Origin of the sequence: Fulvivirga maritima (genome assembly GCF_021389955.1) — a bacterium.
GTDB lineage: Bacteria > Bacteroidota > Bacteroidia > Cytophagales > Cyclobacteriaceae > Fulvivirga > Fulvivirga maritima.
This window is the reverse complement of the sequence record NZ_CP089980.1, coordinates 4,758,021-4,781,956: the sequence shown is the minus strand read 5'-3', so window position 1 is coordinate 4,781,956 and position 23,936 is coordinate 4,758,021. Positions and strand designations below refer to the sequence as shown.

Here is a 23,936-nt window from a genome sequence, read left to right as displayed (position 1 = left end):
AATTATATTTCTGTTTCGCAGGTTCTTGTTTCGTCATCATCACACCTGCACCAGTGTAGGTTTTGCATATAAGTGATACCGAATGTACAGGTGACATTTACACAGAATTCGAAGGTCTTAGAAATCTTGTTTTCATCACTTTCTGTTTTGTCATAAGAAATAGGCACATATATAATGTCGCCAAGTGCCTCCTGAGAGTATTCACCCTCTATCTTTAATCTAACTTGTTTGGTTTTAGCGGCAGTCCAGAGTCCCAATCTCTTCTTTTGATGTTTGGTTCTTGCCCCTACAGAAGAAAATAATCCTCCCACCTGATTTTTAAAGATTTCACCTTTAAGCCTCTTTTTAGAATACTTGTTTTCACAGGTTTCTATTCGCCTCCCTGTTTTAATATCGTATTGAACTATTGTCTTCACCACCGGAGATTTCTCTGCCTTGCCTAACTCAATAGCATTTTTAAATTCAATTAATGAAGATTTTAAATCGGATTTATCTGACAGTTCCTTTTCAAACAACTGATCATCAGTAAGTTTCATAAGCTTACCTTCTACTACTACTAAACCCTCTGCATTAAATAGCGTAGCTATTAGCTCATCATCTACCAGTGGCAATAATTCAGTTTCATCATTTACTGTTCTTATTGAATACAAATGCCTGTTTGCCTCAAGCAGCTCTTCTACTTCTGAATCATCATTAGTACGACTCAATTGTTCCTCAAACTTTAAGTAAGATGACCTTAAAGAAAGAAAACCTTTGAACTGTGCTTCCCAGTGGTTCAGCCTGTCCTGATTGTTTTTAAGATAATCCAACGTAGATTCGAAATCAGCATGTGTTTTAAATACTAAAAGATCATTTTGCATACTAACTGGCTGATCTAAAGGTTTTTCCATATCCTGAGCATCTTCACAGGAGGTAAAACAGCTAGCTATGAGCAATAGCATAGCACTGAAAAAAAGAGTTACTTTTTTCATAAAATAAGGTTTAAGTAAATTATAGTGTTGATTAAAATTCGGGGTTAATAGCTGGCAGCGGCTATTACCGCCAGCTCAGCATCAATGATTCCATAGCCGTAATTACTGCTTGGTGCACCAGTGTATCTTTTGTAGCTGGCCGCATTTCTCATAATATTTACTACCTGCGCTTTAGTTAGGCTTGGGTTTGCTGACCAAATAAGGGCTGCTATGCCAGAAACTGTAGCAGAAGCTGCAGATGAGCCTAAGGCCTTTTTAGACTTATAATTGGTTCTGTTTAAACCTAGCGCATAATCTCCATCAGATTTTCTTTTTAGATAGACCGCAAAGTCCACATGGTCGCCTTTGGCATTGTGTACTCCATCAGAATTAATTACTTCAAGGTCTATACCCTGAGGATCGTCTTGAGGGTCATATACCACTCCGGTAGCGGCAATGGTTTTGCTATAGCTAGCTGGGAAAATTTTAAGACCTAAAACACTACCAGCGGCACATACTACCAACTTTCCTTTGCTATCTGCATAGTCCAGGGCATCTTTCATATCATCTCTACCGTTCAGTCGGCCTACAGAGATATTAATTACTTTCACAGCAGGATCATCGGCCAGTTTTTTAACTGCCTTTACAAAAGCCTTGCGCTCTTTAGTGGTTTCTATTATTACGCCATTGGCAATTTTCACACTATGCAAATCGGCTCTGGGAGCTATCCCTACCATGGCACCTATACTGTTTCTTGGCGCGGTCATTTGGCCTGACATAGAAGTGCCATGTCCACAATCATCGTACGGATGTCGGTTTTTCTTTAGCAAAGCCTCTGTAGTGCGAGAAAGCTTCACTGTTCTGCCACTACCAAAGTTGCCTCTAAGTTGAGCCTGATCTTCTCCCACGCCTGTATCCACCACTCCAATCATGATATCTTCACCTTCCGCGTAATCCCATGCTGCAGGAATATTATGGGTATATAGATGCCATGAAACCTTATAATTAGTACCAGGAGGTATGGTATAACGGTCGGACTGGTTAGCATAATTCTCATCATCAGCACAGCCACTTCCACTGCTAGCCTGACGGGCATTGATCATTTCATTAGCTTCCAGATCAAAGCCATCAGGCTCTATGTACCGAACTGTAGGTAGCTGTCTGAGTTTGGCCAGCATATCATAATCAGTAATTTCAGCCCATATTACGGGAAAGCCATCGTATGATTCAAATGAGATTGATGATTCATTTTCATTAATATAATTCAGGTAGGCCTTGGTATACTCCTTGGCATAGGTCAACTGATCCCAACCAGACTCTGCGGCCAAATTTGCCCAATTGTCAACTGACTTTACTCCTATAGTCACCACACCCTTACCAGCTTTCACCGCGCTCCACAAAGTGTGATTGCTAACGTTTCTCCAGGGAGATTCTTCGGTAGCCAAAGCAGGTATTATACTGTTGATCTCCCCAATGGTTAGGGCTTTTCGATTATTGGCCTCCACCACAATATTTGGAAAGGTCATACCTGAAACCTGATCTATTACCTGAGCTTGATCAGGTTCTGCTATCATGGAATCTTCACAACTCCATAAAGAAAGCGCCCCAACTAAAATAAGGAGCGATTGAATTTTGGTAGATAAGTTCATAATGGTTGATTAATTATGAACCCAAGATATTGAGAGATTGATAGTTACGAAAATCAAATATTGTTACGAAACCTTTAATATTTATTGAAAAATAAATACACACCTTACTTAATCCACTCCCATTTCCATTTATTCAATTTATTTAATCTTAATAATATTATATATCAAGATGGTTATTAACATATAAATGACTATTTTGTGATAATTAATAATCCTAAACCTATTTTATTAAAAATCAATAATGAGTATACAGGTGGATATCTTTGATCACCTTAAATCAACCAGAAATGATTCTTTATTAGTAACAGAATTATGTGATTTATTGGCCGTTAGCACAGATAGCGTTTACAGAAGGTTACGAGGCGATACTGACCTCAACCTTGATGAGCTATCTAAAATTTGCAATCATTTTAACATTTCCATTGATTCTTTTATTTGTAAAAACTCTACTAAAGTCCATTTTCAACCGGTTTGGCACAATGACCTGGAGTTTAATTATGTAGAATATCTCCGTAATTTAAAATCTGAAATGGGTGCTTTGTCAGACACACCTGATTGCAGATTATTTTATTCTTCTAAAGATTTACCCTTGTTTTACAACCTATTAATACCGGAGCTTTCTGCTTTTAAAGGCTTTTTCTGGGAAAAATCAGTAGCCCAACTTCCTCAATTAAGAAATAGTAAGTTTAGTGTTGAAAATATTAACGAAGAAATCATAAGCCTGGCGGAAGACATTCTTAGTTCTTACAATACTATTAACACTTCAGAATTATGGAATGACGGTGTGCTTACCAGTACACTTAATCAAATCCAGTTTTATAATGATTCGGGATTTTTCTCTGATGAAAATGATTTTTTAGTATTACTGGAAAAACTACAATCACTAATTGACCACTGTGAAGAACAGGCTGACACTGGCAGTAAGTTTACATTTGGAAATGAACCTGATACCAGCACAAAAAACTACTACCTATATCACAGTGACATCTTAATTGGCGATAACACGGTTATATTGGACCTAAACACCCAGCTTTCAGTATATAAGGCACACAACATAATAGACAACATGGTCACTCAGCATGAAAATTTCTGTAAAAGAACCCTTCAGATGCATGAAAATTTTCTATCTACCGCCACACTCATTAGTAGCACCAATCAAAGAGAACGCATAAGGTTCTTTAACAGGCTTAGAGATAAAGTAGAAGCTGTAAGCAAGTTCACAGTGTAAAGAGACTGAAGCCTTCTGAGTTAAAACTCCAATACCTCACCATCATCAGGAATCATTACATATTCTGTAAGATCGTTTTGAGCTACAAATGTCTTCAGCTCCTTTCTACTCAATATACAATGATTGATGGCTTCCATATGAATGGCTATAATAATAGCATGAGGCACTAACCTATGGACTTTTAGCACATCCTCTTTCCCCATGATAATATTACCAAAACCATTCACCTGTGCATTGCCGGTATTCATAATCACTATATCTGGCTGATGACTTTTTAATACGTCTGCTACCTCGTCAATCCAAATGGTATCTCCTACTACATAAATAGATTTTTCATTGGCCTTTTTTAAAACATAACCTGACACCTCTCCCATTCTCGCAGCCAGCTCTGGCACTCCAAATAGTTCATCAGAGCCATGCTGACATGCCGTCTTAAACAACTGCACCTCCGCTAATTGATTTTCATTTTCTAAAACACTCACATCCTTAAAATCTTCCTCTTTTATTTTTAGGGCATCTTCTTTATTTTGGGTATAAATGGGCAAACCCTTAGCCAAGCGCTGTGACGCTACCACATCCCAATGATCAGGATGCAAATGAGTGAGTAGTACTACATCAGGATCAAGCCAATTTTCTACCGGTGATGGTAATGACACTAGAGGATTCCTAAGCTCAGCACGCTCTGTTCCCGGGAAACCTGAATAAGCCCCTTTATCTGCCATCATAGGATCTATTAAAAATCGCTGGCCAGCATAGTGAATAAATAACGTGGCATTTCTTACCAATTGTATCTTTATATGATTGGACATAGCTCTAATATTTGTTTCACAGCAAAGCTATATCAACCTATCTTGCTGGTTGCTACCAAAATATTATGCCTCTATACCATTTTGATAACTTTGCAGAAACTCACTGGTAGTCATACCTGATTGCTTTTTGAAAAACCGCATAAGATGATTGGGTTCAGAAAAATTTAGCTCCTGTGCTATTTGTGATACAGACTTATCAGAATAAAGAAGTAAATTCTGGATTTCAAAAAACAATCGCTGCTTTAGCAAATGAGAAGCTGTGACATTAAACCTGGCTTTTACTGATGTATTAAGCGTTATTCGGCTTATGCCCATGAGGTCCGTATAATCAGCAAGCCGCTGCTTTTTATAGATATGCTGCTCCATTAATTTTTTAAATTGGAAGGCATAATCATCACCTGGAGCATCAATGGCCAGCCCATATTCAAGCGCATACCTCCTATTGATTTTCTGAAGAAGGTAATAAATCAGCGATCTGATAATATGCTGACTATCCGGACGAACGTTCACCAATTCGGATTTAATCTCTGATACCAGCTCCTGATAATTAATAATCCTTCTGACATCTACGCCAAGCATACAAGGGTGCTCCAGCTGATAGAAATATAATAACCTGTAAGTAAATAACTTATCTGAGAAGAACTCATTTAAAAACTCTTCCTGAAAGATTAGCAAGGTGAAATCTGATGAATCAGGCTCCAATTTCCATTGTCTTTTTTGAAAAGGTGAAAGAAATACAAGCGTATTATCTGTAACCTGATATTCTTTATTATTAACCAATAATGAGCCTGCCGCCTTATTGAAAAACAACACCTCAAAAGAATCAGAGCAATAAGCATCCCTTTCTGCATAATTCTCAACCAGCTCCTTTCCACTCAGTACGTTAAGCAGAAAATCAACACTACAAGCCGTTTTTGTAAATCTGATGGTTTTCAAAGGAATGATTATTAGAATGACATATAACCACTTACGAATAAACGCCGGGAATGTTAGTGGTATTAAGCACCACTATTTTTTGGGAAGCAGCTACGTCATCTGGTGATTAGTAGGAAGATATGACGAAGTAATCTCGGGATTGCTTCAATGAGCGGAAGACCTCACAGCAAGAAAGAGTTTTTTGTTACTTTTTTGATCGATTGCAAAAAAGTAAAGAACACTAGCTATAGAATGTAGACTGTGGATTAACCAAGCCAGCAGATGTTTGAAAAGCATATGCCAGATGAATACATAGATGTCTCCTTTCGTCGAAATGACCCCGGATTTTAGGAAGTAGATTATGTCAATTCTAATGGTGCGGTTGAAACCAATGTTAGGTCTCAATGTGACTCGCCCGTGATTTCATCTTGCTGTACCGTCGTGAGGTGAAAGAGGTTTGAAAAACAGGCTTTTCTCAAGTCCTTAGTGGCAGTTCATGACTATGAAATGCTTCTGTGATCGGAAGACCTCACAGCAAGAAAGAGTTTTTTGTTACTTTTTTGATCGATTGTAAAAAAGTAAAGAACACAAGCGATGGAATGTAGACTGTGGATGAACCAAGCCAGCAGATGTTTGAAAAGCCTATGCTAGATGAATACATAGATGTCTCCTTTCGTCGAAATGACCCTGGATTTTAGGAAGTAGATTATGTCAATTCTAATGGTGCGGTTGAAACCAATGTTAGGTCTCAATGTGACTCGCCCGTGATTTCATCTTGCTGTACCGTCGTGAGGTGAAAGAGGTTTGAAAAACAGGCTTTTCTCAAGTCCTTAGTGGCAGTTCATGACTATGAAATGCTTCTGTGATCGGAAGACCTCACAGCAAGAAAGAGTTTTTTGTTACTTTTTTGATCGATTGTAAAAAAGTAAAGAACACAAGCGATGGAATGTAGACTGTGGATGAACCAAGCCAGCAGATGTTTGAAAAGCCTATGCTAGATGAATACATAGATGTCTCCTTTCGTCGAAATGACCCTGGATTTTAGGAAGTAGATTGTGTTAATTCTAGTGTTGTGGTTGGAACCAATAATAGCTATATAAAAGGCAATGGTTAATGTAGGAGGTATATGAAAAAAGATTTGTCGTTGGAGAAAATACAACCAAAAATTATAAGCCTTTGTGCAACTATGGCATGCTACACCCTGGAATGCCCCAATCTAACCCCAGGGTAGAAACTACAGGGCTAACATAAGGAATGTTAAGAGAAAGGCCTCTTAGAATAAGTAACGCCCCCATGATGAGTGCCAATGAGGGAATTACATATTGAATAGAAAATGCTTTCTGACTTTTAATAAAAGAAAGTAGTCTGGTGATACCGAACATCATGGGCCAGGTTCCCAGGCCAAAGCCCAACATCACTAAAGCTCCGCCCTGTATTGTACCCGTAGCTACGCTTACTGATAAAACCATATACACCAGACCACAGGGTAAAAGACCGTTCAACATGCCTATAACAAAATAAGTGAACGGGTTTTTACTCTTTAAAACCTTCTGCAAATTTTTTCGCAGAGGTTGAATTATTTTTCCATACATAGGAGATTGTAATAGCTTATGCTGATATCTGGGGAACAGGGCAAAAATAATCACTACGATTCCCATCACTACTGACAGCGCTTGCTGCCAGCCAAAAATAGATAAACCACGACCTAATAAACCAAAAGTCACACCCAGTAAAACATACGTGGTTAATCGGCCTGAATTATAGATGAATTGCTGCAAAAAATTACGCTGACCATTCACTGCCATGGATAAAGGTCCACACATAACAGCACAATGAACACTACCTATAAAACCTGCCAAAAATCCAGATAACATCAGTCTCCCCAGTTAAATCTTGTCAATTAAATAACTATACTTTGCTCCTCATAATATTCCTTACCATCTCTATTCCAGTTGATTTTAACCTTCCAAAGACCTTTTTTAAAGGTCGTAAGGTCAAAATTTTGAGCTCCGCTTTCATCAAGCCTAATGATGTACTTCTTATCTAAAGAAGCATCTGATGGTCTGAAAAAATGGATCTCACCATTACTAATAGTTTTATTAGGAATATTTAATGATAATACAGAACTGCCCCTATCATAATCTACTAACAGCTGATCTCCGCCCAGACTACTCGCATTTTTAATACGATCAATCTGATCCTGATAAGCAATTTCCTGCACATAATAGTCCTGCGCTACCAAGCTTACATCTTGCCTCATGCAAATGGTAATCATAGTAGCTATAAGTGCTACAAAGCACACAAATACAATAACTATTCTTGTTCCCCAGTTCATTATTTTACAATTTTATTTCTGATCATTAAAATCATCTATTCAGCTAATTAGACCTGCCTACAGGACCTAAAAACTTGGTACCAGTCTTCTCAACCAGCTTTCCGTCTTTATATACGCCTATGGTAAGGTTAGTCTTAGCTGACTTTATCTTTTCAGATGGCATTTTTATAAAAATACACCCCTTCTGAAAGACCATTGGAAGGTACTAACTGATCTCCTGCTCCTACTTTGGAGATTTCAGCATCAGGTTCATCTTCCACCTTTAACTCAAGCGTCATGTCTTCGAACGTCTTATTGACGAACTGAATATTATACAAGTTGGTAATATGACCATCATCAGTACGCTGGTAGAGCTGTCCTGGCACCTTCAACACTGTAGTTTCTATTTCTGACCTGGTGGCTAAAGAAAAACCAAAAAAGCTCAATAATAGCACCAAAACCACTGAATAAGCTGCTGCTCTTTTGGTAAAGATCTTTTGCTTACCCTTTTCTACTGCCTCATAAGAAGAATAGCGAATTAAACCTGTAGGCAGATTCACTTTCTGCATCACTTCATTACAAGCATCTATACAAGCGGTACAGTTCACACATTCTAGCTGAGTGCCGTTTCTGATATCGATGCCTGTAGGACAAGCATGTACACAAAGTTTACAGTCAATGCAATCACCTTTAGGCGCTTCTTCCTGTTTCTTCTTTAACTTACCTCTAGGCTCACCTCTTACCCAGTCATACATTACAGCTATAGATTTTTTATCTAATAACACGCCCTGAAGCCTGCCATAAGGACAAACTGCAACACATGCTTGCTCTCTAAACCATGAGAACACACCATAAAATATGCCTGTGAAAGCCATTAGCCCTATAAAACCGGCCAAATGCTCTGATGGAGGCTGGCTTACTATTTGTTTCACCTGCTCTATACCTATTAGATAGGCCATCACAGTATGAGATATCATTAAAGAAATAATAATGAAAATAGCATGCTTAAGAACTCTCTTTCTTATTTTCTCGGCATTCCAGGGAGCCTTTTTCAACTTCCTTTGCTTATTGGCATCTCCATCTATCCAGTACTCTATTTTGCGAAATACCATTTCTAAAAATAGTGTCTGAGGGCATGCCCATCCGCACCATACACGACCAAAAATTACTGTAAACAAGATCACAAAAACGAAAAATGTGATCAGTAAAAGCGCTAAAAGGAAAAAATCCTGGGGCCAGAAAGCCTGGCCCAGGATTACAAACTTGCGCTCAAAAATATTAAGTAATAGAAATGGTCTTCCGTTAATTCTAATAAAAGGGCCTGAAAATAGTATACTGAGCAATATTACAGTAACTACTATTCGTCTATTATGATAGTGGCCCGATGGCTTTTTAGGATACACCCATACACGCTTACCTTGCGCATCTACAGTGGCAATGGTATCTTTAAACTCCTCATCATATTCATAGAGGTTATCCAAACTAGCCTGCTTACTCATTTCTAAATAAATTTAAATTATAAAGCAGCTTGTGCAGTAGAGGCAGCTACAGAGTCTACCTCAACAGCAGTAGAATCCACAGCATTATCCTGTGTTTCTACCTCTTCTCCAGATTCGTAAAGTTCTCCCTGAGGATCCTTAGCATTATCAGGATTTGAACCTGCCAGACTGATCACAAAAGAAGCAACGTTCTGCATCTGAGTAGGAGAAAGCAATGGTTCCCAAGAGATCATACCTTTTTCAGGAACACCATGTTTTATAGTAGCGAATATGTTATGTATACCACCACCATGCAACCAGTACTCATCTGTAAGGTTAGGACCTATTCCTCCACCACCATCTTCTCTATGACAGGCTGCACAGTTATTTATAAATACTTGCTTTCCTTTGCTTAATAATGCAGGATCTGTAACCAGCTCCACATTTGTCTCATCTATATTGCTCTTAGGCATATTGGCCTGTCTGGCCAAAGCAGCTTCCTGAGCTTCGTTCATTTCTATAGCATACTCCTCTGATGGTAATGGCATAGTACCAAACACATGATAAACAGCCAAATAACTAATTGCAAATACAATACTCACATAGAATATACCTTTCCACCATGGTGGTAAATGGTTATCTAGCTCACGGATGCCATCATAATTATGATCAAGAATAATAGCTTCTTCTTCCTCAATAGGCACTGCATCATTAGCCTGAGTAAGGAATTTACTCCACCAGTCTTTCTTCACTGGCTCTTCAAATACTTCACCGCGGGCTTCTGCCTGCTTTCTGGCTTGGTCTTTCACCATAAACCTGAGCAACCTGAGAATAATCATGGCTACTCTTAACACAATTAGAGCTGTAACAAAAACAAACCCTACAACTATATAAAAGTATACAGACGTGGTACCACCCGAAGAAGCACTCTCTTGAGCCCATGCCTGCTGCCCTATAAGGAGCAGCATCATGGCGATCAATGGTCTTTTTAATGTATATAAAATTCTACTCATAATTTTCAGATTTTGGAGTTGACAATGTGGCATCGTCTACCGGTAACTGTTTCATTTTACTGATATAACCTTTATCAGCTTTAACTACCCATAGGATAAGACAGAGAAAGAAGATGAAGAATATGGATAATGATATAATAGGCCATACCTCCACGCTGTGTATTTGTTCAAAATAGTGCTTAAACATAATCTTACTCGTTTGATTCTTCTAATTCTGATGATTGAGATTCCGTTTTTACGGTAATGTCAGTACCTAATCGCTGTAAGTAAGCAATAAGGGCCACAATTTCAGTCTCTGGCATTACTTCTATGCCATCCTGCTCCTTCAAGCTCTTAGCTATAAGCTCAGCTTGTTCATCTAAAACGTCGTTAGCAATATCTTCATAACCTTCTTCATAAGGCACTCCAAGTGTACGCATAGCACTAATTTTATCTGCTGTGGTAGACTTATCAATGGTATTTTCAAATAACCAAGGATACGGAGGCATGATAGATCCGGCTGATACTGCTGAAGGGTCCAGCATGTGGTAATAGTGCCAGCTGTTAGGGTATTTCCCTCCCACTCTGTGCAAATCAGGACCTGTTCTCTTAGATCCCCACAGGAATGGGTGATCATAAACATATTCACCTGCTTTTGAGTATTCACCATAACGCTCTGTTTCTGAACGGAATGGTCTTACCATTTGTGAGTGACAGCTTACACAACCTTCTCTTATATATAAATCTCTACCTTGTAGCTCCAGAGGTGAATAAGGTTTCACACTGCTGATGGTAGGTACGTTACTCTTAATTAAGAATGTAGGTACCATTTCTATTATACCACCTATTAATATAGCTACAGCGGTAAGTACAGTAAATAAAACTGGTTTTCTTTCTAATACACTGTGCCAGTGGCCACCTTTTTGTACTTTGTGCTTTTCTAAAGGAGCTGCAGCAGCTTCTTCGCTTGCAATAAAGCTACCTTTCTTAGCAGTTTGGATTAAGTTAAAGGTCATCATAATAGCACCTATTAAGTATAATCCTCCACCTACGGCTCTAAGCATGTACATAGGAAGAATCTGAACTACTGTTTCAAGGAAGTTTTTATATTCTAAGAATCCATCAGGGTTAAATTCTTTCCACATTAAACTCTGAGTGATACCTGCTACATATAATGGTAACGCATAGAAGATGATACCTAAAGTACCTATCCAGAAGTGTACGTTAGCCAATTTAGTAGAGAATAACTTGGTGCCCCACATTTTAGGTACTAACCAATAAAGCATACCGAAAGTAAGGAAACCATTCCATCCTAAACCTCCAATGTGTACGTGAGCAATAATCCAGTCAGTGAAGTGGCCAATAGCATTTACGTTTTTAAGCGAAAGCATAGGTCCTTCGAAAGTAGCCATACCATATGCGGTAACTGCTACTACCATAAATTTCAAAACGGGATCTTCTCGTACTTTATCCCAAGCACCTCTTAAAGTAAGTAAACCATTTAACATACCTCCCCAACTTGGAGCAATAAGCATAATTGAGAAAACTGTACCTAATGACTGTGCCCAATCTGGCAATGAAGTATAAAGTAAGTGGTGAGGTCCTGCCCAGATATAGATAAATATGAGCGACCAAAAGTGAATAATAGACAACTTGTATGAGTATACAGGTCTATTGGCTGCCTTAGGCAAGTAGTAATACATGAGGCCCAGGTAAGGAGTAGTAAGGAAGAAAGCCACCGCATTGTGACCATACCACCATTGTACTAAAGCATCCTGAACACCTGCATACCAGCTGTAACTTTTCATAAAGCCAACAGGCAGCTCAAAAGAGTTAACAACATGCAGCACAGCTACCGTAACGAAAGTAGCAATGTAGAACCAAATGGCTACATACATGTGTTTTTCTCTTCTTTTAATAATAGTACCAATCATGTTAATACCGAACACCACCCAAATAATGGTAATGGCGATGTCAATAGGCCATTCCAGCTCGGCATATTCTTTTGATGTGGTAAATCCTAAAGGCAATGATATAGCAGCTGCTAAAATTATCAATTGCCAGCCCCAAAAGTTAATCCAGCTCAGTGCATCTGAAAACATGCGGGCTTTAAGCAAGCGCTGCAGGGAATAGTAAATACCTGCAAACATAGCATTACCCACAAATGCAAAGATTACTGCATTAGTGTGAAGAGGCCTGATACGACCAAATGTAGTATATGGAGTATCAAAATTAAAAATGGGATAAAAAAGCTGAATGGCAGCCGTAAGCCCCACCAGCATTCCTACCAGTCCAAAAACTACAGTAGCTATGATAAACGCTCGCACGATTTTATTATCATAGCTGAATTTCTCAAGTTCCATAAGCGAAGTTTTGTTACAAAATTTTGACGATACGAAAGTACTAGGTCCCAATCTGCATTGTATTGATGTAGATTCAACCAGAAATTGATTTTTGTCAGTTTTTTCTATGAGCCCCAGCTCCTTGATGTTTCATTAGCACAAGTCCAGAGCATACCCGGACCACTTTGCAATACTTTTTCAGTGATAAAATAGTTACTACTTCTTGATGGCTGATGATACAAACTATGAATAGACATGGCTACCGCCTCGGCACCTACCTTTTCATAATAATGCACTATACCATCTTCAATAGTCTCGCTGTTACACACTTTAAAGGTGAAGTTTTCAAAGCGATGGATCTCATTAAAGGTTTTTAACTGCCGTTCTATCTCCACATCAGGCATCCAGGTTTCGCGGGTATTAACCTTTAAGATGTGCAGTTTAGCTCCGGTGAGCTCTATCAGCTTCTTAAGTTCAAAAGTGATGAAAGTATGGGTTGTCTTCAGGTCTGTGGCAAATACGATGTTATTTACAGTTGCGAGTTCTATAGGGGCTTTAACTGTAATTACAGGGCAATCCGTATACCTTACAATACGCTCAGTAGCCGAACCTCCCAGCATCTCATCCATTTGCTTGTAGTCTTTAGAACCCAACACAATAAGACTAACCTGCTTTTCTCTGGCAAATTTTACTATCTCTGCTCCTGGCAAGCCAGCTACCATAGTATGAGATGCTTCCACTCCATGATCTTTAGCTTTTGATACCAACCCATCCAGGTGCTGTGAGGTAACAAAACGAACAGAATCAAGGAAGTTTATCTTCACACCCTCTACCACACCTCTATAATCAGGCACATTTATTACATGTAATAGTAATATCTTAGAATTTTTCCTTTTAGCTATTTCTATAGCTAAATCCATAGCATGCGCGGCATAATCTGAAAAATTAACCGGCACGAGTATGGTATTAAACTTTGATTTCATGGCAGTATTTTTTTGAAGTAAAACCTTGCTTCAAAAGAATCCAAATTCTGCTTTAATGGAAATGATTCCTATTAGTAACACTTACTGATTAAAGTCAGCTTAATATAATTTCATAAGCTTGTTATTACAAATGCTTTCTGCCAAACAATCCATTTTAATCTCTTAAAACTTACACATGACAGTTACACTCTATTTATATCTTAATCTTTGTGGGTTATTGAGCAACATGCCCTTTGATCTGGAGCATTTCAGAAAATTCAAATAAAAATAACTTATAGAATTCCGTTATGAAGATTTTTTTAAATTAAGATTGGCCTTCTAAGAATAACCACTTTTATATAATGAAGAATCTTGTAGTTCTAATTTCAATCATTGCCTTTATAAATACCAGCTTGGCTAAACCAATAAAAGGTAAAGTTTATGTAGATGAAAACCGTAACCAGCAATGGGACAAAGGCGAAAAGCTACTAGCAGGCGTTTTGGTTTCTAATGGAAAAGACATTGTAAAAACTAATGATAAAGGAGAGTACAAAATATCTTATATAGATGGTAATCAAATATTTATCATCAAGCCCACACAGTATATCTCACCCATGGTAGACCACCGCCCACAAAACTACATCCCTGAAAACGCGGTGGGCACAGGATCATACAATTTTCCTCTATATACACATAATGAACCTCAGGATATGACCGTAGCCATACTGGGAGATACCCAGGTAAAATATATAGATGATGTACACCATATGAGCAAATTGGTTACAGATGAGTTGGCAGGCAAAGATTTAGGGTATGTGATTCCGCTAGGAGATATCACTTTTGATAAAAGTAACTTACATGAACCATTAGCAGAGAGCCTAGGGCTGATTGGCGCCCCCGTATTCTATGTAATGGGAAATCATGACCAAGATTACAATGCAGAAAAAATCAGTTATAGAGATAATACCTTTGAAAGCTCTTTTGGTCCCTCCTACTATGCTTTTGAATTTGGAACTGAATTAGCGGTAGTACTTAACAATATATACCCGCAAGAAAATAAAGGCTACAAAGGAAAGCTTGATGATGACCAGTTTACCTTCATAGAAAACCTGCTAAGCCAGGTTAAATCCAACTATAGCCATGTCCGCATATTTATGCATATGCCGCTAGAACAAATGGAGGATAAAGATCGCCTAATACAACTATTTGATAAATATGAGCATGTAATGGTGGCAACCGGACATACGCATACGCAGTATCAAAAATATTTTGACAGAGCAGAACAAGAGCCTATCCATGAACTGGTAGCTGGTGCTGTTTGCGGCTCTTGGTGGAGCGGCCCTCATGACGAAAGAGGCATACCACTAGCCATAATGAACGATGGTACGCTTAAAGGATATTGGCTATTAAACACCAGTAATGAAACCTTTCAATACAAGGCTTCAGGGAAACCTGCTGACTACCAGATGAGCATTACCCTACCAGAAAATAACGATTGGGATACGGTTTTTAATAGTTTTGAAAAGGAGTATATATACGCCAATGTTTTTGCTGGGAGCGAGAACACCAAAGTAGAGATTAGCTTTGATGGAAAAAACTGGCAGCCGATGCATAAATTCGAGGGCATGGCTCCATTGGTAACTAAAGCCTATACATTACAACAAAATGGCAGATATGATAGTGATAAAATCTCCAAAATGTGGGAGCCTAAAGATAAAAGTGATCACCTCTGGAGAATCGAAATACCTGCAGACTTAGAACCTGGAAGCTACCTTATAAAAGTACGAGCCAAAGAAGGTAAGCTTGGTCTAGACGCTACAGGACAATCAGTACTTGACTGGGAGTAATTATGATAACCTTCCCTATCCATTGATTACGAGGCAGATATGACGAAGTAATCTCCGGACTATGGGATGCTGTGTTTAGACAGGCTGCTGTTCTGTGGATGAAAACACAAAAAAAGATGGTAAGTGAGTTTTAAAACATCTCATTTACCATCTCCTATTTTTTCAGTTGATTAACTTAAATCAGTATCTAATTACAACCAGCATAACTAAGCTCTTCCTGTGCGCATAGAATAGACATGTTGTTTTTATGCTCTACCAGGCGTGCAATGAACCAAACAAAAGGCTCCACTTGCCCCTTTAATTCACAATTGCCATTACTTATACTTTGCAATAAGTCTTGAACATCTGAATTACTCAGGCTAGTTAATGCATTTTGGTCCTTTAAATTTAAGGTACAGTGAGGAATATCCTCATTCCTTTGATTGGTGACAAGTACTTCATTGTCTTTAAGCAAAATACTCACACTTTCATCCTTATAATTAACCGAAACAGCCAGATTGGGAATTAACTTCAAATGATTATTAATCCAATCTTTTACATAGTTACTAAAAGAGTTACCCCATTCTTTCAGATTTTCAGTTCCATCAGAACCATCAAGCGCTATCGGTTCTTTCTGAGCTAATTGTAAGTCTACTTCATGCTCAGCTTCAATTAGTGCCTGTAACGTAAAGTCAACGTCTTCTTTAGTATGTGCTGCAGAGCAAATAAACCTCAACCTACCACGACCACTTTCCACGATAGGATAGGTAACTGCAGAAGTCTGAACCCCACGTTTATACATCTCTTGTACAATGGCATAGAGTTTATCCTTATCACTAAAGTGTGGCGTAACTATAGGGCCATCTCCCGTGCCAAGATCATAACCTGCAGCTTCAAATCGCTTTCGCATATACCTGGTAGTATCCCAAAGCCTATCCCTAAGTGCACTATCTGAGCGAAGTCTTCGCAAAGAAGTAAGCGCTGCAGCCATATCCGCCGGACTCACCGAAGCCTGAAAAATATATGCTCTCGATGAAGATTTGATAAGGTCTACATGTTCTTGTGAAGCGGCTACCACTCCACCAATACTACCCATGGCTTTACTTAGGGTCGTCATTATAAAATCTACCTGCTCGGTTATTCCTTGGGCGGCACAGATACCCGCTCCGTCTTTACCATAAAAGCCAAATGAATGAGCTTCATCTACTAATACAAGTGCTCCATATTTCTTGGCTACCCTCACTATATCAGCTACTGGTGCAGCTCCCTCTCCCATACTGTAAACCCCTTCCAAAACAACCATTACTGATCGGTAAGGAGATACTTCTGATTTAATCACCGCTTCCAAATCTGAAGCATTGTTATGCTGAAACGTTCTGATAGTAGCTCCACACAATCGGGCGCCATCAACGATGGAGGCATGAAATAACTGATCAATTATTACCACGTCATTTCTACCTAATATTCCTGCAACAGCCCCCACATTAGCCGTATATCCTGTAGGAAAAAGACATGCCGAGGGTTTGCCTGTTAATTCAGCAAATTCTTGTTCGAATTCCAGGTGAAGATCTGTCATGCCTGAGGCTGCGGCTGAAGTACCCATACCAGTGCCAAAGCTATGAAGTGCCTTAGAGGCTGCACTTATCACTTCCTTATCTCTATTAAGCCCAAGATATAAGTTGGTAGTCCATATTATGGCCTCTTTTTCTTCATCATTATAAGCATCGCTCACCAAACCCCGAGTGGCACTTCCTGTTTTGAGCACCTTGCTGTAGGGGTTTCTTCGCTGATCATTAACCATGCGCAATACCTCTTGCACTAACTTACCTTTGTCAGTAGCTGACCACGCTGACACTTTAGCTGCCTGAAAAGTAGGATGACTTGATCGTATATTAGCCTGAAAATCAGTTAATGAATCTGGTGCCTTTGTATTGTTATTTTTATGTTGAAACTCTTGGGTTATACCCTTTTGACTTAAAATATAGTCAACCAAATCTGCCGGAGTAGCATGCTCTAATACAATAGTAGCTGGTAAACGCAAATTTAAAGCTTTAGAAAGCCTGCTACTAAGCTCGAAGGTAGTAAGAGAATCTATTCCCAAACTATCGAATGATTGGTTCTCAGTGACTAGATGGGCATCTGTAATATTAAGTAAAGCAACTGTTTCCTTCTGAATAATTGAAAAAATGGCCGATTTCTGATTATTTAGAGAATTTTGATTTCCTTTATAATCGTTTTCTGACACTTCTGCATTTATCGCTTCAACACCTTCATTTTTTATACTTGAAAGCTTATTCCGATCTAGTTTTCCATTTGGTAACAGAGGTAATTCATTTAACCTAACCACCTTTTGTGGAATCATATATTTGGGCATTCTTTGCGATAAAAATGTTTTCACATCTACATCAGTTATAGACTTATCCTTACTTACTATGTAAGCCACCAGCATATTCTGCCCAGCCCCTCCTTCTACTGCCACTGCAGCGGCAAGATCTATTCCCGTGAAATTTTCTAAGGCTGTTTCTATTTCTTCCAACTCCACCCTAAAGCCTCTAATTTTCACCTGTTGGTCCACACGGCCCAAAAATTCAATCTCTCCATTCGCTAATTTCCGACAGAGGTCGCCAGTTTTATATATTCTTTTTGCCGAAATATGTTGATAGTTTTCTGTACTAATAAACCTCTTTTGTGTACGAGGCTCATCATATAAATAGCCTCTTGCCAATTTATTACCCGCTAAATACAGCTCACCAGGTTCACCTTGAGGCACTAAATTCATAGCTTCATCTAAAATATAAGAACTGGAATTTGGCACCGATTTACCAATAGTAACTGCTTGTATTCCTTCTTCTATCTTTATTGAAGTGGAAAATACTGTATCTTCGGTCGATCCATAGGCATTAAAAATTCGAATATCAGGTTTTAAGGAAAACAGCTTTTCTACCAATGGAAGTTTAAGCGCTTCGCTTCCAAAAATAATAGTACGAATGCTCTCCGGCACCCATCCTGTAGATATCAATGCCTGTATTGCAGATGGCACCACCACACAGCTTTTTACTTGCTTTGCAGAATCTAATTGAGGTAGGTCAAGCATGTTTTTGGCCATCACCACAGTTCCTCCTAATGACAAGGTACCGAGTATCTCCATTACGGAAGGATCAAAACAAACAGAAGTAGCTGCCAACACTCCATCAAGATCCTTTTCATCTACAAGGTCAGCCATAGCCTGAATCATAGCTACTACATTCCTATGCTCTATTGCCACTCCTTTGGGCTCACCTGTAGACCCTGAGGTATAAATAACATAAGCCAAATCATCTGCTGCAGGTTCTACAACATTGTCAAAAGTATTTGCTCCTATATCCTTCAGCCAAAGCTGTTCACTCACTTCGTCACAAAGCTCAGCCGTAGCCTCTCCATCTACTATTACGGCCCGTGCTTTAGAATGCCTCATCATATAACGTACTCGTTCGTGAGGGTACGCAGGATCTAGCGGTACATAAGCACAGCCAGCTTTTAATACGCCCCACAAACTAGCTACAAGCTCCCAGCTACGGTCCATGCACACTCCCACCAAATCACCAGTAGTTAATCCTCTAAACGCAAGTTCACCCGATACGGCATTGGCCCTTTCCTTAAGATGATTAAAAGTAATTTGCTTTTCTCTATCAATAATAGCTATCCGCTCAGGATTTAGACTTGCCTGCTGATGTAATAGTGAGCAAATGCTTTCAGCACTATGATCTTCTATCTTTCGTTTTGTTACACTGGGCTTAGGTCGATTCAGATTTACTCATTAGAATTTTCTTTTCTGATATACCAATTTTATTTAATACTAGTTATTTCTTACGCTTACAATAGATGGACAAACCATTGAAAATGGACTTAAACAACTAATACAAAGGTATATAGCTAAGCTGCACACCATTAGTACAAATCCGGTAAAACAGAGAAAAATCCCGACAATGGGATATATGAAATGCGACCTCTATTTATAAATAGGCCTAGTAACCTCCCTTTATTTCAAAAGATTTTAGTTATTTAAGCCTACCTATATTTATAGTTCGAACGGTAAAATCAGGCCCGATATTTTATAGATTGTCAGACTAATCAAACGACTTTCTGAATTGTAGAGGGGTGAGTTGTGTACTGGCCCTAAAAAGTTTACTGAAAGATTGAGAGTGCTCAAAGCCTAAATCATAAGCTATTTGGCTCACCGATAGCTTAGTAGTGGATAATTTATCCTTTGCCCTCTCGATCATACTGTTTTGAATATATTGCTGTGTGGTAAGGCCGGTTAAGGACTTAATCATGTCACTAAGGTAGCGTTGTGATAATTGTAACTCTTCACTAATATGCAATACTGAAGGTACTCCATTATGCAACCCTTCTCCTGCATTAAAATAATTATCCAACAACTTATCCAGCTTATTGATTATATCATTATTAACCGTTTTGCGTGTAATAAACTGCCTGTTATAGAACCGGTTACTGTAGTTTAACAGCAATTCAAGCTGAGATACCAATACATCTTGAGTGTATTGATCTATATTACCGCTTAGCTCTTTAGCTATGGAGTTAAATAAATCTGAAATAACCTCTTTTTCCTTAGCGGACAAAAACAAGGCTTCTGAAACATCGTAAGCAAAGAAACCATATTTATTCATCATTTTACCCAAAGCATAATTTCTAATAAAGTCAGGATGGAAGTAGAGTGCCCACCCTTCATAGTCACCCAGATTATCAGGAGAGGCAACTATCTGGCGAGGTTGTAAAAAAGCCAATCCACCTTCCTCAAAGTCATAATATCCACGGCCATATTTTGTCTGCCCCTTAAAACTGAGCTTAAATGAGATTTTATAAAAATCAATGCAATTTTTCCGACCCCTTTCCAGCTGTTGCACTTTCACCCCATTATAATTAACCAATGCTATTAACGGATGATTAGGAGCAGGTAATTGCAACTCTTGAAGTAATTGCGATATACTCTTAAAATAATGTATTTCTGATTTCTCCTTCATACTTCTCTAAACTCAAAATTATCAATTTTGAACCGATGGGCGAATAACTATGTCCCCTACCTCTACTTCTTTAGGCTGACTGATGGCATAAATGACAGCATCAGCAATAACTTCAGGACTAATGGCTATTTGACTCACCACCTTTCTCATCTCTCCTTTTTGCTCTTCAGTAGCCACGCCTTTAGCAGCAAAGTCAGTATTGATATAGCCTGGTGATATACCCGTTATGCGAATACTTCCATCTGATTCTTGCCTGAAAGCCTCTGCAATAGTGCGAACAGCATTTTTAGTACCTGCATACACTCCTTGTGTAGGTGTAATTTTAATGCCTGAAGTGGATATGATATTAATAATATGACCAGCATTTTGATGCTTAAATACAGGTATAGCAGCTGCCATACCATATAAAACACCTTTTATATTTACGTCAATCATCTTATCCCAATTATCCAAATCCAGCTCATCAATAAGGCTCAAAGTGGCTACTCCTGCATTATTTATAATAACATCTAATCGGCAAAAATGCTTCACTGCTTCTTTCACTAATTGAGCCATATCCTCTTTCTGAGTAACATCGGTTTTAACAAAAATGGCATCTCCTCCCTTACTGTTAATCTCATCTACAATTTGCCCTAGCCTTTGTTCATTTCTGGCTCCTAGCGCTACCTTAACTCCATAAGCAGCCAGCTTTAAAGCTATTGCCTTACCTATTCCTTCACTTGCACCTGTAATTGCTATCACCTGATTTTTAATGTTTCGCATAATGATTTATCCTTTTTGTTTGTGCAAACATGAAGGTTGTGCCCCATAGAAATGTAGCCAGGTTGGTGTATGTTGTAGTTATAAGTGCAAGTGAGCTTATTTTTGCAAGGCATTTACTTTTTTCGTAGTAATCATTTCTTCGAATTTTATTACCGTCATCCCAGCAGAAACAAAGTGAAGAGCCGGAATCTCACAGACCATATAATGGTGGCTTAGCAGTGAGAACAACAGAGATGGAAGATAAACAGTGGGTATTCCAAATACATCTCGCCTGCCGCTGAGATGCCCTTGGATGTTAGGAAGTAGATTAAGTCATTTCTCTTATGCGTTTGAACAAAATGTTAACTCCCGAAACGGTTGTAAGTATGAGAATAGTTTTAGAGGATTCAGCTACGACAAGGCATAAAAAAAGGTCGCCGTGTGGCGACCTTGTAATAGAAAAGTAATGAAACAATACTCCTACTAAATAGCCTTACTAAATAGAGGCACATTGTTCTCTTTTTTATCCTGAAGTTTTTTATCAAACACAGCGCATATATTCCTTAAAAAGGCCATACCCAGTTCAGTTAATCTCATGCCATTATCATAGAGCTTAATTAAGCCTTCTTTAGCCATAGCGTTTAACTGAAATAATGCATTGAAATCTAAAATATCAGGATTATATCCCCAGAAAAGTTCACCTTTACAGGCTATGCTCAGAATATACTCTTTCACTAGTATATCTTCTTCTGTGAGGAAATGTCCTTTTTCTAATGGCAGTTCTCCTTGAGCCACTATTTCTTTATATTCTTCCACAGTTTTTACGTTCTGTGCGTACGCTGTTCTGGCATCACCAATAGCGCTTGCTCCCAGCCCAATCATAAGATCAGTATGATTGGCTGTATAGCCCATAAAATTTCTGTGTAATGTTTTTAATTGATAGGCTTTGTACAGGTCATCTCCTGGTAAGGAAAAGTGATCCATTCCTATATCATGATATCCGTTCTTTAATAAAAGCGCCTTCCCTGATTCATATAACTTCCTCTTCTCCCCACTATCAGGTAAATCTGCTTCTGTATAAGCTCTTTGTCCTGGTCTCTTCCAAGGCACATGGGCATAGCTATAAAAAGCAATACGCTCAGGCTTAAGCTCCAGGGTTTTAGCCATAGTATCTAGCACGCCCGCTTCTGTTTGAAATGGCAAGCCATAAATCAAATCAAAGTTTACAGAAGTATATCCTATTTTACGAGCATCTTCTGTTGCTCTCTTTACATTTTCATAGGGTTGAACACGGTTAATGGCCTTCTGCACCTTTAAACCCATATCCTGCACACCATAACTCACCCTTCTAAAACCTACTTCATACAGTGCTTTTAAGTGCTCATAAGTAGTATTATTCGGGTGTCCTTCAAAAGAAAAAGCGTGATCTTCATGCAATTTTGAAGTAGAAACAATTCCTATAATCAGTCTTTGCAGATTTTCAGGTGTAAAGAAGGTAGGCGTACCCCCACCTAAATGAATTTCTCTGATTACTGGTGTTTTCTCAAAAGTATCGCAATAAATTTTCCACTCAGCTAAAACAGTATCAATATAACTGTCTTCTACCTTATGGTTTTTTGAAATACGCGTATTACACGCACAATAAGTACACAAGCTCTCACAATAAGGCAAATGGATATATAGGCTTATTCCATTTTCATCATTGGATGCATTAAATGTTTTCTTAACATTCTTTAGCCACTGTGTCTTGTCTACATGCTTTTCCTCCCAAAAAGGCACGGTAGGATAGCTGGTATATCTAGGCACAGGAACGTTATACTTGGATATTAGCGTTTCTGAAATTTTCATTTGTGTGATGTTTTTTTGTCGCCTTTTCTATAAAATAGCCTGGTGACTATGTTACAGGTTACAAATGTTGCCTTTTTCATGGGCTATCGAAATGACCCGACTCACGGAAAAAACTGACAAATGTCATAATACTCACAATTTGATTATATTTACCTCAAAACCAATTCTAACACTCAATGAAAGCGTGGTTGATCTTTCTGGTCCTACTTGGTGCGTGTGCATCTGTAAAGGTAAAAACCTCTTATGATCATAAGCATAATTTTGAAAATGATCACTCATGGTGCTGGCTTAATGGATGCCAACCCTCCTATGAAGGGCCCAGAGGATTAATGGATTCTCTTTATATGGGAATGGTAGCTAATGAAATAGCCTATCAAATGCAAGATAAAGGCTTCACTCAGCTCGATGATGAGTCGGATCTTTTACTTGACTTCCACATAGTGCTTGCCCGCGATTCTTCCAAAACTGGCTGGGTACAAGAAGAAGACCTTCAATATTGGGATCCTTATAAAGAAGATGATTACTACCACTTTTTAAGAGGCTCCTTGGTCATCGATATCTCAGATAGAGCCTCAGGACAGATAGTATGGAAATCTACCAGCAAGCAGGTACTATCATTAAGAGAAGATATGACTGATAAAGAAATAAGGAAAATAATAAAATGCGCTATGAAGGATTTTCCTCCAAATTAGCCTGTTGCTCTGCTTTTTCTTTTTTCTTCTTTTTATCGTCAAAGAGTACTCGCATAGATGGAGTCATGGTATCATCGAACTGGCCACTTTTTACTGCCCAGATAAATAAAGACAAAAAGCCACCAGCTACCACCATACTCACCAAAATCAATACAAAAATTACAGACAT

General features: G+C 38.6%; 18 protein-coding genes. 3 read left to right on the top strand and 15 right to left on the bottom strand.

Annotated features, from left to right (window positions below; translation table 11 throughout):
• Window positions 1–2 precede the first annotated feature (2 nt).
• Entirely contained in the window at window positions 3–971 is a 969-nt protein-coding gene (locus tag LVD15_RS20130) for a hypothetical protein (protein WP_233777003.1), read from the bottom strand.
• Window positions 972–1,015: 44 nt separating this feature from the next.
• A complete protein-coding gene (locus LVD15_RS20125) occupies window positions 1,016–2,599 on the bottom strand; it encodes a S8 family peptidase (protein ID WP_233777002.1) in 1,584 nt (527 codons plus the stop codon).
• Window positions 2,600–2,840: 241 nt separating this feature from the next.
• On the opposite strand from LVD15_RS20125, the gene LVD15_RS20120 reads away from it, so the two are divergent.
• Entirely contained in the window at window positions 2,841–3,827 is a 987-nt protein-coding gene (locus LVD15_RS20120; RefSeq protein ID WP_233777001.1) for a helix-turn-helix domain-containing protein, read from the top strand.
• A gap of 20 nt (window positions 3,828–3,847) precedes the next feature.
• Here LVD15_RS20120 and LVD15_RS20115 read toward each other — a convergent pair whose 3' ends face one another.
• The 8 genes from LVD15_RS20115 to LVD15_RS20075 all read right to left on the bottom strand — a co-directional run bounded on the left by LVD15_RS20115 (window position 3,848) and on the right by LVD15_RS20075 (window position 13,660).
• Window positions 3,848–4,636 carry an MBL fold metallo-hydrolase gene (locus tag LVD15_RS20115; RefSeq protein WP_233777000.1) on the bottom strand — a complete coding sequence of 263 codons (789 nt, stop codon included), beginning with the start codon at window positions 4,634–4,636 and terminating at the stop codon, window positions 3,848–3,850.
• Between the two features lie 63 nt (window positions 4,637–4,699).
• On the bottom strand, window positions 4,700–5,572 hold the full coding sequence (locus LVD15_RS20110) for a helix-turn-helix domain-containing protein (protein WP_233776999.1): 873 nt from the start codon (window positions 5,570–5,572) through the stop codon (window positions 4,700–4,702).
• A 1,163-nt stretch (window positions 5,573–6,735) separates the two neighbouring features.
• Window positions 6,736–7,425: a sulfite exporter TauE/SafE family protein gene (locus tag LVD15_RS20105; protein ID WP_233776998.1), complete on the bottom strand. Its 690-nt coding sequence runs from the start codon at window positions 7,423–7,425 to the stop codon at window positions 6,736–6,738.
• A 26-nt stretch (window positions 7,426–7,451) separates the two neighbouring features.
• Entirely contained in the window at window positions 7,452–7,886 is a 435-nt protein-coding gene (locus tag LVD15_RS20100) for a FixH family protein (RefSeq protein WP_233776997.1), read from the bottom strand.
• 152 nt (window positions 7,887–8,038) lie between these two features.
• Complete coding sequence (gene ccoG, locus LVD15_RS20095; RefSeq protein ID WP_306416739.1) at window positions 8,039–9,364, bottom strand: cytochrome c oxidase accessory protein CcoG; 1,326 nt, start codon at window positions 9,362–9,364, stop codon at window positions 8,039–8,041.
• A gap of 17 nt (window positions 9,365–9,381) precedes the next feature.
• Window positions 9,382–10,356: a cbb3-type cytochrome c oxidase N-terminal domain-containing protein gene (locus LVD15_RS20090; RefSeq protein ID WP_233776996.1), complete on the bottom strand. Its 975-nt coding sequence runs from the start codon at window positions 10,354–10,356 to the stop codon at window positions 9,382–9,384.
• Window positions 10,357–10,547: 191 nt separating this feature from the next.
• Window positions 10,548–12,698 (bottom strand): cytochrome-c oxidase, cbb3-type subunit I, encoded by a 2,151-nt coding sequence (gene ccoN, locus LVD15_RS20080; RefSeq protein ID WP_233776994.1) that lies wholly within the window; start codon window positions 12,696–12,698, stop codon window positions 10,548–10,550.
• A gap of 104 nt (window positions 12,699–12,802) precedes the next feature.
• Window positions 12,803–13,660: a universal stress protein gene (locus LVD15_RS20075; RefSeq protein ID WP_233776993.1), complete on the bottom strand. Its 858-nt coding sequence runs from the start codon at window positions 13,658–13,660 to the stop codon at window positions 12,803–12,805.
• 341 nt (window positions 13,661–14,001) lie between these two features.
• On the opposite strand from LVD15_RS20075, the gene LVD15_RS20070 reads away from it, so the two are divergent.
• The gene (locus LVD15_RS20070; RefSeq protein WP_233776992.1) at window positions 14,002–15,486 is read left to right on the top strand and encodes a calcineurin-like phosphoesterase C-terminal domain-containing protein; all 1,485 of its coding nucleotides are present in this window, start codon (window positions 14,002–14,004) and stop codon (window positions 15,484–15,486) included.
• Window positions 15,487–15,673: 187 nt separating this feature from the next.
• Here LVD15_RS20070 and LVD15_RS20065 read toward each other — a convergent pair whose 3' ends face one another.
• The 4 genes from LVD15_RS20065 to hemN form a co-directional block, all read right to left on the bottom strand.
• On the bottom strand, window positions 15,674–19,192 hold the full coding sequence (locus LVD15_RS20065) for an amino acid adenylation domain-containing protein (protein WP_233780991.1): 3,519 nt from the start codon (window positions 19,190–19,192) through the stop codon (window positions 15,674–15,676).
• Between the two features lie 379 nt (window positions 19,193–19,571).
• Entirely contained in the window at window positions 19,572–20,486 is a 915-nt protein-coding gene (locus LVD15_RS20060; protein WP_233776991.1) for a helix-turn-helix domain-containing protein, read from the bottom strand.
• 21 nt (window positions 20,487–20,507) lie between these two features.
• On the bottom strand, window positions 20,508–21,248 hold the full coding sequence (locus LVD15_RS20055; protein WP_233776990.1) for an SDR family oxidoreductase: 741 nt from the start codon (window positions 21,246–21,248) through the stop codon (window positions 20,508–20,510).
• A 462-nt stretch (window positions 21,249–21,710) separates the two neighbouring features.
• On the bottom strand, window positions 21,711–23,075 hold the full coding sequence (hemN, locus tag LVD15_RS20050) for an oxygen-independent coproporphyrinogen III oxidase (protein ID WP_233776989.1): 1,365 nt from the start codon (window positions 23,073–23,075) through the stop codon (window positions 21,711–21,713).
• Between the two features lie 176 nt (window positions 23,076–23,251).
• Between hemN and LVD15_RS20045 the strand changes: the two genes are divergently transcribed.
• The gene (locus LVD15_RS20045; RefSeq protein WP_233776988.1) at window positions 23,252–23,767 is read left to right on the top strand and encodes a DUF4136 domain-containing protein; all 516 of its coding nucleotides are present in this window, start codon (window positions 23,252–23,254) and stop codon (window positions 23,765–23,767) included.
• On the opposite strand, the gene ccoS is transcribed toward LVD15_RS20045, so the two are convergent.
• Entirely contained in the window at window positions 23,742–23,936 is a 195-nt protein-coding gene (gene ccoS, locus LVD15_RS20040; RefSeq protein WP_233776987.1) for a cbb3-type cytochrome oxidase assembly protein CcoS, read from the bottom strand. The two genes, LVD15_RS20045 and ccoS, sit on opposite strands and share 26 nt — an antisense overlap.

What these genes read in the sequence shown, in the direction of transcription:
- LVD15_RS20115 (WP_233777000.1), bottom strand. Translation starts at nt 4,636, where the DNA reads ATGTCCAATCATATAAAGATACAATTGGTAAGAAATGCCACGTTATTT.
- LVD15_RS20045 (WP_233776988.1), top strand. Translation starts at nt 23,252, where the DNA reads ATGAAAGCGTGGTTGATCTTTCTGGTCCTACTTGGTGCGTGTGCATCT.
- LVD15_RS20100 (WP_233776997.1), bottom strand. Translation starts at nt 7,886, where the DNA reads ATGAACTGGGGAACAAGAATAGTTATTGTATTTGTGTGCTTTGTAGCA.
- LVD15_RS20105 (WP_233776998.1), bottom strand. Translation starts at nt 7,425, where the DNA reads ATGTTATCTGGATTTTTGGCAGGTTTTATAGGTAGTGTTCATTGTGCT.
- ccoN (WP_233776994.1), bottom strand. Translation starts at nt 12,698, where the DNA reads ATGGAACTTGAGAAATTCAGCTATGATAATAAAATCGTGCGAGCGTTT.
- LVD15_RS20060 (WP_233776991.1), bottom strand. Translation starts at nt 20,486, where the DNA reads ATGAAGGAGAAATCAGAAATACATTATTTTAAGAGTATATCGCAATTA.
- ccoG (WP_306416739.1), bottom strand. Translation starts at nt 9,364, where the DNA reads ATGAGTAAGCAGGCTAGTTTGGATAACCTCTATGAATATGATGAGGAG.
- LVD15_RS20120 (WP_233777001.1), top strand. Translation starts at nt 2,841, where the DNA reads ATGAGTATACAGGTGGATATCTTTGATCACCTTAAATCAACCAGAAAT.
- LVD15_RS20075 (WP_233776993.1), bottom strand. Translation starts at nt 13,660, where the DNA reads ATGAAATCAAAGTTTAATACCATACTCGTGCCGGTTAATTTTTCAGAT.
- LVD15_RS20125 (WP_233777002.1), bottom strand. Translation starts at nt 2,599, where the DNA reads ATGAACTTATCTACCAAAATTCAATCGCTCCTTATTTTAGTTGGGGCG.
- LVD15_RS20070 (WP_233776992.1), top strand. Translation starts at nt 14,002, where the DNA reads ATGAAGAATCTTGTAGTTCTAATTTCAATCATTGCCTTTATAAATACC.
- ccoS (WP_233776987.1), bottom strand. Translation starts at nt 23,936, where the DNA reads ATGTCTGTAATTTTTGTATTGATTTTGGTGAGTATGGTGGTAGCTGGT.
- LVD15_RS20055 (WP_233776990.1), bottom strand. Translation starts at nt 21,248, where the DNA reads ATGCGAAACATTAAAAATCAGGTGATAGCAATTACAGGTGCAAGTGAA.
- LVD15_RS20090 (WP_233776996.1), bottom strand. Translation starts at nt 10,356, where the DNA reads ATGAGTAGAATTTTATATACATTAAAAAGACCATTGATCGCCATGATG.
- LVD15_RS20130 (WP_233777003.1), bottom strand. Translation starts at nt 971, where the DNA reads ATGAAAAAAGTAACTCTTTTTTTCAGTGCTATGCTATTGCTCATAGCT.
- hemN (WP_233776989.1), bottom strand. Translation starts at nt 23,075, where the DNA reads ATGAAAATTTCAGAAACGCTAATATCCAAGTATAACGTTCCTGTGCCT.